General features: G+C 69.7%; 9 protein-coding genes and 1 tRNA gene. 7 read left to right on the plus strand and 3 right to left on the minus strand.

Annotated features, from left to right (window positions below):
* The first annotated feature begins 2 nt into the window (after positions 1-2).
* Positions 3-1169 carry an acyl-CoA dehydrogenase family protein gene (locus C8250_RS17805; RefSeq protein WP_164295410.1) on the plus strand — a complete coding sequence of 389 codons (1167 nt, stop codon included), beginning with the start codon at positions 3-5 and terminating at the stop codon, positions 1167-1169.
* A gap of 57 nt (positions 1170-1226) precedes the next feature.
* Here C8250_RS17805 and C8250_RS17810 read toward each other — a convergent pair whose 3' ends face one another.
* Positions 1227-2924, minus strand: a complete 1698-nt coding sequence (locus C8250_RS17810; protein WP_138355051.1) for a beta-N-acetylhexosaminidase — start codon at positions 2922-2924, stop codon at positions 1227-1229.
* A gap of 177 nt (positions 2925-3101) precedes the next feature.
* Between C8250_RS17810 and C8250_RS17815 the strand changes: the two genes are divergently transcribed.
* Together C8250_RS17815 and glmS are read left to right on the plus strand one after the other, a co-directional pair.
* Complete coding sequence (locus C8250_RS17815) at positions 3102-3377, plus strand: hypothetical protein (protein WP_138355050.1); 276 nt, start codon at positions 3102-3104, stop codon at positions 3375-3377.
* A 95-nt stretch (positions 3378-3472) separates the two neighbouring features.
* Positions 3473-5287 (plus strand): glutamine--fructose-6-phosphate transaminase (isomerizing), encoded by a 1815-nt coding sequence (gene glmS, locus C8250_RS17820; protein ID WP_138355049.1) that lies wholly within the window; start codon positions 3473-3475, stop codon positions 5285-5287.
* Between the two features lie 303 nt (positions 5288-5590).
* On the opposite strand, the gene C8250_RS17825 is transcribed toward glmS, so the two are convergent.
* Positions 5591-6112: a universal stress protein gene (locus tag C8250_RS17825; RefSeq protein WP_138355048.1), complete on the minus strand. Its 522-nt coding sequence runs from the start codon at positions 6110-6112 to the stop codon at positions 5591-5593.
* Between the two features lie 1029 nt (positions 6113-7141).
* On the opposite strand from C8250_RS17825, the gene C8250_RS17830 reads away from it, so the two are divergent.
* From C8250_RS17830 to C8250_RS17840, 3 genes are all read left to right on the plus strand, one after another.
* Positions 7142-8422, plus strand: a complete 1281-nt coding sequence (locus C8250_RS17830) for a helix-turn-helix domain-containing protein (RefSeq protein ID WP_138355115.1) — start codon at positions 7142-7144, stop codon at positions 8420-8422.
* 5 nt (positions 8423-8427) lie between these two features.
* Positions 8428-9030 (plus strand): oligoribonuclease, encoded by a 603-nt coding sequence (gene orn / locus C8250_RS17835; protein WP_138355047.1) that lies wholly within the window; start codon positions 8428-8430, stop codon positions 9028-9030.
* A gap of 67 nt (positions 9031-9097) precedes the next feature.
* A tRNA-His gene (locus C8250_RS17840) sits at positions 9098-9170 on the plus strand.
* Positions 9171-9307: 137 nt separating this feature from the next.
* Here the strand turns inward: C8250_RS17840 and C8250_RS17845 are convergent.
* Entirely contained in the window at positions 9308-10366 is a 1059-nt protein-coding gene (locus tag C8250_RS17845; RefSeq protein ID WP_138355046.1) for a LacI family DNA-binding transcriptional regulator, read from the minus strand.
* Between the two features lie 260 nt (positions 10367-10626).
* Between C8250_RS17845 and C8250_RS17850 the strand changes: the two genes are divergently transcribed.
* Complete coding sequence (locus C8250_RS17850) at positions 10627-11973, plus strand: ABC transporter substrate-binding protein (RefSeq protein WP_138355045.1); 1347 nt, start codon at positions 10627-10629, stop codon at positions 11971-11973.
* The last annotated feature ends 197 nt before the right edge of the window (positions 11974-12170 follow it).

The following is a 12170-nucleotide window of genomic DNA, read 5'->3' on the forward strand; positions in this document are numbered from 1 at the left end:
TCATGTCGATCGATCACCGCCTCGCCCCCGAGCACGAGGAACTGCGCCGCACCGTCGAGGCGTTCGCGCACGACGTGATCGCGCCGAAGATCGGGGAGTTCTACGAGAACCATGAGTTCCCGTACGAGATCATCCGTGAGATGGGCCGGATGGGCCTGTTCGGCCTGCCCTTCCCCGAGGAGTACGGCGGCATGGGCGGCGACTATCTCGCCCTCGGCATCGTCCTCGAGGAACTCGCGCGGGTGGACTCGTCCGTCGCCATCACCCTCGAAGCGGGCGTCTCGCTGGGCGCGATGCCGATCTTCCGCTTCGGCACCGAGGAGCAGAAGCGCGAGTGGCTGCCGCGGATGTGTTCCGGGGAGATCCTGGGCGCGTTCGGGCTGACCGAGCCCGAGTGCGGTTCCGACGCCGGCGGCACGCGCACCACCGCCCGGCTGGACGAGGCGACGAACGAATGGGTGATCAACGGCACCAAGTGCTTCATCACCAACTCCGGTACCGACATCACGGGTCTGGTCACGGTCACCGCCGTCACCGGCCGCAAGGACGACGGACGACCGCTGATCTCGTCGATCATCGTGCCCTCGGGCACGCCGGGCTTCGGTGTCGCGGCTCCGTACTCCAAGGTCGGCTGGAACGCCTCGGACACCCGTGAGCTGTCGTTCTCCGACTGCCGGGTCCCGGCCGCTAACCTGCTCGGCGAGGAGGGCCGCGGCTACGCGCAGTTCCTGCGGATCCTCGACGAGGGCCGGATCGCGATCTCGGCGCTGGCCACCGGGCTGGCCCAGGGCTGCGTCGACGAGTCCCTGGCGTACGCGAAGACCCGGGAGGCGTTCGGCCGGCCGATCGGTGCGAACCAGGCGATCCAGTTCAAGCTCGCCGACATGGAGATGCGCGCCCACATGGCCCGTGTCGGCTGGCGCGACGCGGCCTCCCGGCTGGTGCGCGGCGAGCCGTTCAAGAACGAGGCGGCGATCGCCAAGCTCTACTCCTCGACGGTCGCCGTGGACAACGCCCGTGAGGCCACCCAGATCCACGGCGGATACGGCTTCATGAACGAGTACCCGGTGGCCCGTATGTGGCGGGACTCCAAGATCCTGGAGATCGGCGAGGGCACCAGCGAGGTCCAGCGGATGCTCATCGCCCGCGAGCTGGGGCTCACGGGCTGAGGGGCTGACGAGCCGGCGGCGGGCGGTCGTGGGTGACCGTCCGCCGCCGGCCGGCCGTCAGCTGCTCGGCCAGGGCACCTGGGGCGACCGGTAGTAGCCGATGCCCAGCGCCGTCCAGCGCGGGCCCTGGGCGGCGAGCCGCACCTTGTAGGCATCCCACTGGTGGGTGGCTGCCGGGGACCAGCCGATCTCGGCGATTCCCGGCAGTCTCGGGAAGGTCATGTAGTCGGAGTCCGCGCTGGTCACGATGGTCTCCGTCCACAGCGGCGCCTCCACGCCGAGGACGGCGGAGGCGGGTGCGCCCTTGATGAAGGTGGCGGGGTCCCAGTTGTAGGAGTCCTTCACCTCGACCAGGCCGGCCCAGGCCTGGCCCAGCGGGGTGGAGGCGTTGTACTTCATGTCCAGGTAGGCGCGGTTGGCGGGCGAGAGGATCAGCCGCATTCCGGCCTTGGCCGCGTCCGCGACCTCCTTCTCACTGCCCTTCGTGCCCCAGTACTGGCCGACGGCCCCGGCGACCGGGTGCGCGCCCGCCAGCTGGTGCCAGCCGATCACGGTCTTGCCGTACTTGGTGACGATCGGCTGGACCTTGTCCATGAACGTCACGTAGTCGGCGTGGCTGGTGGAGTGCGCCTCGTCGCCGCCGATGTGCAGATACGGGCCCGGGGTGAGGGCGGCCAGCTCCCCCAGCACCTGGTCCGCGAACCGGTAGGTGACGTCCTTGGCGGCGCACAGCGAGCTGAAGCCGACGTTGGTGCCCGTGTAGAGCGGCGGGGCGATGCCGTTGCAGTTCAGCTCCGCGTAGGAGGCGAGGGCCGCGTTGGTGTGGCCGGGCATGTCGATCTCCGGCACCACCGTCAGATAGCGGCTCGCGGCGTAGCGCACGATCTCGCGGTAGTCGGCCTTCGAGTACGAGCCGCCGGGTCCCCCGCCGACCTGGGTGCTGCCACCGTAGGCGGCCAGCCGCGGCCAGGAGTCGATGGCGATCCGCCACCCCTGGTCGTCCGACAGATGCAGATGCAGCTGGTTGATCTTGTAGAGGGCGAGCTGGTCGATGTACCGCTCGACCTGCGCGACGGAGAAGAAGTGCCGCGAGACGTCGAGCATGCCACCGCGGTAGGCGTAGCGCGGCGCGTCCGTGATGGTGCCGCCCGGCACGTTCCAGGGGCCGCTCTGCACGGTGCGCTTCTCGACCGTGGCGGGGAGCAGCTGGCGCAGCGTCTGCACACCGTGGAACAGCCCGGCGGCCTGCTCGGCGCCGATGGTCACCGACTGCCCGGAGACGACGAGCCGGTACCCCTCCGCTCCGAGTGCCACGACCGTGTCGTGGGGCGCCTCGGCGCCGTCCGCCTTGGCCCCGTCCGACCTGGCGCCGGCAGCGTTGTAGCTGCCCGCACCACTGATCGTCGCTCCCAGCCTGAGCACGATGCCGTCGCTGCCTCCGTCGTCCGCGACGACGGGCAGCGGGTATCCGGTGGACGGCCGCAGCACGCCCGCGAGGTAGTCGCCGACCTTCCGCACCTCGTCGGAGTTCCCGGGCACGTGGATGCGGGTGCCGGCGCCGATGGCATAGGAGGCGCCGCCGGACTGTACGGAGGCCGGGGCGGGGACGACCCGCTCCAGGACGGCCGACGAGGCGTCGGCTCCGGAGGCGGAGGCGGCCGGCGCGGCCGGGGCGGTGGCCCAGGCAGTGGCGCTGATCAGCAGCAACGAGCACAGGATCTGGGGCAGATTGTTCCGAACGCTGGGTCGTCTCACAGGGGGATTCCCTTCAGCGGGCGGCGGAGAGTACCGATGCCACTTGGGTACCGTGCGCCCCCGGAGTGGTCAAGGTGTAGACCAATTCCCCACGCTTTTGGCTCACCCGGATCCACCTCCTGCCCGAAATCGGGCAGGATTCTTGCAAACGGGCGATGATCACACCAGTATCGACGGATGCCCGACCGCCAGACGTCCCATGAGGACCTTGTCGACCACCTGGTCCGCACCACACCGCTGCACCGCGGTGAGGCGGTCCGGGTGATCCAGGACGTGCTGGCGTACTTCGACGAGACGACAGAGCTGTTCGTCCGCCGCCGGCACCGCGAGCTCCAGGCCAAGGGCCTGGTCAACGCGGTGATCTTCGAGCGGATCACCGAGGAGCTGCCGTACCGCGCGGTGGCTCCGCCGGAGCTCTCCCTGCGGCAACTGCGCCGCATCGTCTACGGCTGACACAGGCTGACACACCGGAAACACCTGGTGCCCGCGTGCGGGTGCGGCACCACCTGCTGACGTACGACTGACTCACGACGGAGAGGGACGACCATATGTGCGGGATCGTCGGATACATCGGTAAGCGCGACGTGGCTCCACTGCTGCTGGAAGGCCTGCAGCGGCTGGAGTACCGGGGCTACGACTCGGCGGGCGTCGTCATCACCGGAAAGTCCGGGGTCCTCAAGACGGTCAAGGCCAAGGGCCGGGTCCGCGAGCTGGAGGCCCGTATCCCCAAGCGCTTCGCCGGCACCACCGGTATCGCGCACACCCGCTGGGCCACGCACGGCGCTCCGAACGACGAGAACGCGCACCCCCACCTTGACGCGGAGGGCAAAGTCGCCCTCGTCCACAACGGCATCATCGACAACGCCGACGATCTGCGCGCCAAACTGATCGCCGACGGCGTCGAGTTCACCTCCGAGACCGACTCCGAGGTCGTCGTGCACCTCATCGGCCGCTCGCAGGCCGACACCCTGGAGGCCAAGGTCCAGGAAGCGCTGCGCCGCGTCGAGGGCACCTACGGCATCGCCGTCATGCACCAGGACTTCCCCGACCGCATCGTCGTCGCCCGCAACGGCTCGCCCGTCGTGCTCGGCATCGGCGACAAGGAGATGTTCGTCGCCTCGGACGTCGCCGCGCTGGTCAGCCACACCCGCCAGGTCGTCACCCTCGACGACGGCGAGATGGCCACCCTCAAGGCCGACGACTTCCGCACGTACACCACCGAGGGTTCCAGCACCTCGGCCACGCCGACCACCGTGGAGTGGGAGGCCGAGTCGTACGACATGGGCGGCCACGACACGTACATGCACAAGGAGATCTCCGAGCAGCCCGACGCGGTCGACCGCGTGCTGCGCGGCCGTATCGACGACCGGTTCTCCACCGTGCACCTGGGCGGGCTGAACCTCGACCCGCGCGAGGCGCGGAGCGTCCGCCGGATCAAGATCCTCGGCTGCGGCACGTCGTACCACGCGGGCCAGATCGGCGCGCAGATGATCGAGGAGCTGGCCCGCATCCCCTCGGACGCCGAGCCCGCCTCCGAGTTCCGCTACCGCAACCCGGTCGTCGACCCCGACACCCTCTACATCGCGGTCTCCCAGTCCGGCGAGACCTACGACGTGCTCGCCGCCGTCCAGGAGCTCAAGCGCAAGGGCGCGCGGGTGCTGGGTGTGGTGAACGTCGTCGGCTCGGCGATCGCCCGCGAGACGGACGGCGGCGTGTACGTGCACGCCGGCCCCGAGGTCTGCGTCGTCTCCACCAAGTGCTTCACCAACACCGTCGTCGCGTTCGCGCTGCTCGCGCTGCACCTGGGCCGGATCCGCGACCTGTCGGTCGCGGACGGCAAGCGGATCATCGCGGGGCTGCGGAAGCTGCCCGCTCAGATCGCCGAGATGCTGGAGGGCGAGGCGGAGATCGAGAAGCTGGCCGCCGAGTACGCGGGCGCCAAGTCGATGATGTTCATCGGGCGCGTGCGGGGCTATCCGGTGGCGCGTGAGGCCTCGTTGAAGCTCAAGGAGATCAGCTACATCCACGCGGAGGCGTACCCGGCCTCCGAGTTGAAGCACGGTCCGCTGGCGCTGATCGAGCCGGCGCTGCCGACGGTGGCGATCGTGCCGGACGACGATCTGCTGGAGAAGAACCGGGCGGCACTGGAGGAGATCAAGGCGCGGAGCGGGCGGATTCTGGCGGTGGCGCACCAGGTGCAGGAGAAGGCGGACCACACGATCGTGGTGCCGAAGAACGAGGTCGAGCTGGATCCGATTCTGATGGGGATTCCGCTGCAGTTGTTCGCTTACCACACGGCGAAGGCGATGGGGCGTGACATCGACAAGCCGCGGAACCTGGCGAAGTCCGTGACGGTGGAGTAGGCCTGCGGGTTGGTGGTGGGTGCGGGGGCCGGGTCCTCCGGGGTGGGTTTCGAAATCGACTATTTACGGGCCTGGCGGCCCACAAATAGCTCGGCAGCATTTCGAAACCCACCCCTGCGGCCCCGGCTCCCTCGCGTCCCCTCCGACCTGCGGGAACGTGGGCCGTAAGGGATCACAGCGCACAGGGTCCGGGGCGTCGGCCTGATGCCCCGACGGTTTGCGGGATGGGTCTGCGAGCCAGGTGACGGCCGGTGGTGGGTGTGGCTGTGGTGGCGCTCCCCTGGGTGCTCTCCCGTGGGCGTTCTACGGGATGACGATGACCGGGCGTTGCGCCCGGCGCGCCAGGCGGCCTGCTACCGAGCCGAAGATGCGGCCGATGATGCCCTGGGTGCCGCCCACGACGATGGCGTCGGCCTCGTACTCGCGGCCGACCTCCTCCAGTTCGTGGCAGATGTCGCCGCCGCGTTCGACGAGGATCCAGGGGACCTCGGCGAGGTGGTCGGCGCAGGCGAGTTCCAGCCCCAGGACCTCGGTTCTGTGGTCGGGGACGTCGACGAAGACCGGTGGTTCGCAGCCCGCCCAGACCGTGGCCGGGAGGCGGTTGGCCACATGGACGATGATCAGAGCCGAGCCCAGTCGCCGGGCCATGCCGATCGAGTAGGCGAGCGCCCGCTCGCTGGAGACCGAACCGTCGAATCCCACCACGACACCGTGCCGGAAGGCCGGGTCGCAGGACGAGCGCAGCTCGGGGGCCGCTTCGGGGAGCGCCGCCGATTCGGCGAGCGGCTTGCCTTCAGCGGGCTCAGGGAGCTCATAACCGGCCATGATGCGGTTTCTCGACAAGGGCGGCGTGGGGACGCCGACCGGCGGACAACGGCGGTGCTGCAGTCGTCACAGCGAGCTTCGCTGCGTCTTCGGTAATACCCTGACGGGGGCCGCGAGGCTGACTGGTTTCGGCCAGTTCGAGGCTTCCGACCCTGGTCACTCCAGAGTACGGCGGAGACGCATCCCTGCACAGACTCGTCGAGCCTTCGCAGGCATTACGTACCCGGAGTTTCCAGGAGAATGCCGGAGCCCGGCCGTGAGCGCAACGTCGTGCCGTCATCCGGCCGGACGAATCCGCGCGGCGGGAGCGGCCGTCGCGGGCGGGCCGGCTCCAGAACGGGTCCAGGGCGGCTCCAGAACGGCTCAAGGGGTCTTCCGGAGCGGCCCGAGGGCTCCCCTGGAGACACCCCGGAGCGATGTGCGGAGCACCCCAGACCTGCGCGGGACGCCTTGCCGGGGGGGCACCGCACGAACATCGCCCCCCGCGCAAACCAAATTCTCCGCGGCACCGGCGTGAACAAGACACCGGTCCGGCGAGGGACCGGCAAATGGCCCGATAACGCCCCGATGACGCCGGCGGCCGTGAGGGGCGCACCGGGGCGGTTGGCTGGCCAGGGGGCGCACACCGGGGTGCCGTCCAGGGGCGTGCACATCGGTGCGTATGTTTTTCAGCCAACTTCTGGCCGCAGTACCCCTGTTGGTCAAAGCGCTTGCTGACACGTCTGCCACCTGCAATGAAACGGCTCCAGGGGGCGCGAGGAGCGTCGTAGGCCACCGCGGGAGCCAGAGGCGTACTTCCCAGCAGGCCCGGTGAGTGGAACGCTTCGTGATCGAATGCTTCACGCCACGTGGTCAAGTCGACTTAGCGCCAGGTGGTGAAGTATTCACAACTGCCTCATCTGACACACCAAACACAGTAGATTCGATCTTGGGAAATACGGCGGGGGAAACGTGCAGGACCGAGGGGCCGCGTCGATCGAGGGGGGCTTGAGCTCCATGATGAGCCAGGAGTCCAGGACCGGTACGGCGATGGAGAACCTGTCGCCATCAGCCGGATCCTCAGCACCGTCAGCGTCGTCCCGCGCCACTCGCAAACTGTCCGCGCGGCGGCGTGCCGAAGTTGTCGCCGTGCTGCTGTTCAGCGGCGGGCCGATCTTCGAAAGTTCCATCCCGCTCTCCGTGTTCGGCATCGACCGGCAGGACGCGGGCGTGCCCCGCTACCGGCTGCTGGTCTGCGCCGGCGAGGACGGGCCACTTCGCACCACAGGGGGCCTGGAACTCAGCGCCCCGTACGGACTCGAAGCGCTGTCACGGGCCGGCACCGTAGTGGTGCCCGCCTGGCGCTCGATCTCCCAACCACCACCTCCCGAGGCCCTCGACGCGCTGCGCCGGGCCCATGAGGAGGGCGCCCGGATCATCGGCCTGTGCACAGGGGCGTTCGTACTGGCCGCCGCGGGGCTTCTGGACGGCCGCCCCGCGACCACCCACTGGATGTACGCGCCCACCTTGGCCAAGCGCTATCCCTCCGTGCATGTGGACCCCCGGGAGCTTTTCGTGGACGACGGAGACGTACTGACCTCGGCCGGCACCGCGGCCGGAATCGACCTCTGCCTGCATGTCGTACGCACCGACCACGGCGCCGAGGCGGCGAACGCGCTCGCCCGGCGGCTCGTCGTGCCGCCGCGCCGCAGTGACTGGCCCTCCAGCCAGCGCCACCTCGACAGGTCATTACCAGAAGAGATCGGCGGTGACCCGCTGGCCGAGGTCGTCGCCTGGGCGCTGGAGCATCTGCACGAGCAGTTCGACGTGGAGGCCCTCGCGGCTCGCGCCTATATGAGCCGCAGGACCTTCGACCGGCGGTTCCGGTCGCTCACCGGCAGTGCCCCGCTGCAGTGGCTGATCACTCAGCGGGTGCTGCAGGCGCAGCGGCTGCTGGAGACGTCCGACTTCTCGGTGGACGAGGTGGCGGGCCGCTGCGGCTTCCGCTCCCCCGTCGCGCTGCGCGGGCACTTCCGCCGCCAGCTCGGGTCGTCGCCCGCCTCCTACCGGGCCGCGTACCGGGCCCGGCGCCCGCAGGACGACCCGGAGCGGCCACCCGCGCCGGCCGAGCACCTGCCGCCCCGCCGGGGCACGCCACAGCTCCTGACGGTGCCGGGCAAGCCCGACTCCGACGTGTACGCCCCTCGGGTGCCCGAGCAGAGCCGCATGGACGGCTCCGACGGCATCATCAGGGGGCGGCTGCGCGCGGACCGCATCGCACGCGGCCGCAACCCGGCTATGCCTGGTCCACGCGATCGCCCCTTAGGGTGAGACCCATGAACGACCGCATGGTGTGGATCGACTGCGAGATGACCGGGCTGTCCCTGGCCCACGACGCGCTCGTCGAGGTGGCCGCACTGGTCACCGACTCCGAGCTGAACATTCTCGGCGAGGGGGTGGAGATCGTCATCCGCCCGCCCGCCGAGTCCTTGACGACCATGCCCGACGTCGTACGCGAGATGCACACCGCCTCCGGGCTCCTGGAGGAGCTCGAGGGCGGTGTGACGCTCGAGGAGGCCGAGAAGCTGGTGCTCGACTACGTGCGCGAGCACGTGTCGGAACCGCGCAAGGCCCCGCTGTGCGGAAACTCGGTCAGCACTGACCGCGGCTTCCTCGCCCGGGACATGCCGGCCCTCGAACAGCACCTCCACTACCGGATCGTGGACGTCTCCTCCATCAAGGAGCTGTCCCGCCGGTGGTACCCCCGGGCGTACTTCAACAGCCCGGAGAAGAACGGCAACCACCGCGCCCTGGCCGACATCCGCGAGTCCATCGCGGAGCTGCGCTACTACCGCGAGGCCGTCTTCGTGCCGCAGCCCGGCCCGGACACCGACACCGCCCGGGCCATCGCGGCCAAGCACGTCCTGGCTGCCGAATAGCCTGAGGCGAGCACCCTCCCGGACCCTGTATGCTTCTTCAGGTCGGCGCCGAGAAGCGCCGGACATGGTGGGTGTAGCTCAGTTGGTAGAGCACCTGGTTGTGGTCCAGGTGGCCGCGGGTTCAAGTCCCGTCACTCACCCTGAATGACGAAGGCCCGGTCTGTGAGAACAGACCGGGCCTTCGTCATGTCCTGGGTCCCGGGGGCCCGGTGGGGGTCGGGGCGGCGCCGTTCGCCCCTGTGTCCGACGTCACACTTTCCGGTGAACGCGGACCCCGCTACGCCGAGTCCCGCCGTACCAGCTCCGTGGCGAGCACCACATGCCGCCGCACCGAGGTGCGTTCCGCGATCTCCTCCAGGAGGACGCGGGCCATGGTGCGGCCCATCTCCTCGATGGGCTGCCGGACACTCGTGAGGGCGGGGTCCGTATGGCGGGCGATGACGGAGTCGTCGAAGCCGATGAGCGCCACGTCGTCGGGGACCCGCCGGCCGGCCTCCCGCAGGACCTGGAGCGCGCCGGAGGCCATGACGTCGGAGGCCGCGAAGACGGCGTCCACGTCGGGCCGCCGGGCGAGCAGCTCGCGCATCGCGCGCCGGCCGCCCTCCTCGGTGAAGTCTCCGCGGGCGACGAGCGAGGCGTCGTCGCCCAGGCCCGCCGCGCCGACGGCCTGGCGGTAGCCGTCGAGACGGCAGCGGGCGACGTACATGTCGACGGGGCCGGTGATGGTGGCGACGGCACGGCGGCCGCGGCCGAGCAGATAGCCGACGGCGGACCGGGCGCCGCCGACGTTGTCGGAGTCCACGTAGGACACGGACTCCAGGTCGGAGCGCCGGCCGTTCAGGACGGCGGGCATGTCCAGCTGTTCCAGCAGGTCCGGCAGCGGGTCGTCCTCGTGCACGGAGACGAGCAGAACGCCGTCGACCCGGTGGGCGCTGAGGTACTGGGCGAAGCGGGAGCGTTCCTTGGGGGTGCGGATCAGCGTCAGCAGCAGCTGCATGTCGGTGTCGGCGAGCTCGGCGCCGACACCGCGGATGATGTCGGAGAAGTACGGCTCGGCGAAGAGCCGGGTCTCGGGTTCGGGGATGACGAGCGCGATGGCGTCCGTCCGGTTGCCCGCGAGGGCGCGGGCGGCGCGGTTGGGGACGTACCCCAGCTCGGCGACGGCGACCTCGACGGCGGCCTTGGCCCGGTCGCTCACCCGGGGGGAGCCGTTGATGACCCGGGAGACCGTGCCGCGGCCCACCCCGGCGCGTGCGGCGACCTCTTCGAGCGTGGGCCGTCCGCTGTGCCGACCGTTCACGGTCACTTCCGCCTCCCGACATGGCTGACGCGCCATCCTAGGCGCTCGGACGCACCGTGCGTGAGAGCGCTCCCACGATCTCTCACGATAGCGGCCGTGCGGTGCCGGTTTCGTTCAAGAAGTGATCGAAGGTCCGGTCCGGACACGTTCCGGCAACGAAAACGACTTCATGCCTTGACACTTCCCCCTCCGAGGCAGGACTGTTCCGGCAAGCCTTCGTGGGAGCGCTCCCACACCTCGTCGCACGCCCGGACGTCAGAACGAACGCCAGACCCACCCTGGACAAGGAGAGTGGAATGCGCACTTCCAGCGGCACTCGCGCCCGTCGGACCGCACTGATAGCGGTCGCGGGGCTCGCGACCTGCGCGACCCTGATCACCGGCTGCAGCAGCGACAGCAGCTCGGACTCGGGGAAGAAGGGCAGCACCGGAACCGAGAACATCACGCTGCACGTCGGCGACTTCGGCTCGTTCGGCTACGACGACAAGACGGGCGCGGCCCTGTTCGCGGAGTACCACCAGCTGCACCCGAACATCACGATCGTCGAGGACAACGTCGCCGACGGCCAGAAGTACTGGGACGCGCTGAAGCTGCACCTGTCGCAGGGCAGCGGGCTGGCCGACGTCCAGGCGATCGAGGTCGGCTTCATCGCCGAGGCGACCGCCACGCTCGGCGACCGGTTCGTCGACCTGGGCAAGGCCACCGGGGTCGACACCACCAAGTGGCTGGACTGGAAGGAGAAGCAGGCCACCACGAAGAGCGGCCAGGTGATCGGACTCGGCACCGACGTCGGCCCGATGGCGGTCTGCTACCGCAAGGACCTGTTCCAGAAGGCCGGTCTGCCGACCGACCGTGAGGCGGTCGCCGCGCTGTGGGCGGGCGACTGGGCCAAGTACATCGCTGTTGGTCAGCAGTTCAAGGCCAAGGCGCCGGCCGGGGTGTCCTTCACCGACTCCGCCAGCGGTGTCTTCAACGCGGTGGTCTCCAGTCAGGCGCAGCAGTACTCCGACGACCAGGGCAAACTGATCTACGACACCAGCCCGGGTGTGAAGAAGGCGTGGGACCTGGCGGTGGAGTCGGCGCAGCAGGGTCTGAGCGCCAAGCTGCGGCAGTTCGACGACAAGGGCACCTGGAACGCGGCGTTCAAGAACTCGACGTTCGCCACGATCGCCTGCCCCAGCTGGATGACCGGCATCATCAAGGAGCAGGCGGGTCCGGCCAATACGGCGAAGTGGGACATCGCCGCGGCGCCGGAGTCCGGCAACTGGGGCGGTGCGTTCCTGTCCGTGCCCAAGGCGGGCAAGCACACCGCTGAGGCGACCGCGCTGGCCGCCTGGCTGACCGCGCCCGAGCAGCAGGCGAAGGTGTTCGCCAAGAACGGCAACATCCCGTCCACCAAGGCCGGTCTCGACTCGCCGACCGTGACGGACGCGACGAACCCGTACTTCGGCACCGCGCCGATCGGGAAGGTCTACACGGCCATTGCCAAGGGCGTCACCCCGGCGCCGATCGGCCGCTACGACGGCCAGGTGAAGACGTACATCACCGACAACGGGCTGCTCGACATCGAGCAGCACGGCACGTCCAAGGACAAGGCGTGGTCCACCGTGCAGGCGCTGGTCAAGGACAAGATCGACCAGTAGCCGGCGGGGCCGCCCCGCAGTGCCCACTCCTGCCGGGCGGCCCGCCCCACGACGCTGATCCGGCCGTGACCGACCGTCCCGACCGAGACCGACCGACTGACCCGACCGGGAAGGACGCCACTCGTGGCCACCTCCGTCAGGGCGTCGGCCGACGGCAGTCCGCCGTAGGCCCGGCCCGTCCCCGCCCCCGCCCCCCG

Source organism: Streptomyces sp. So13.3 (assembly GCF_005860785.2).
Classification (GTDB): Bacteria; Actinomycetota; Actinomycetes; order Streptomycetales; family Streptomycetaceae; genus Actinacidiphila; species Actinacidiphila fildesensis.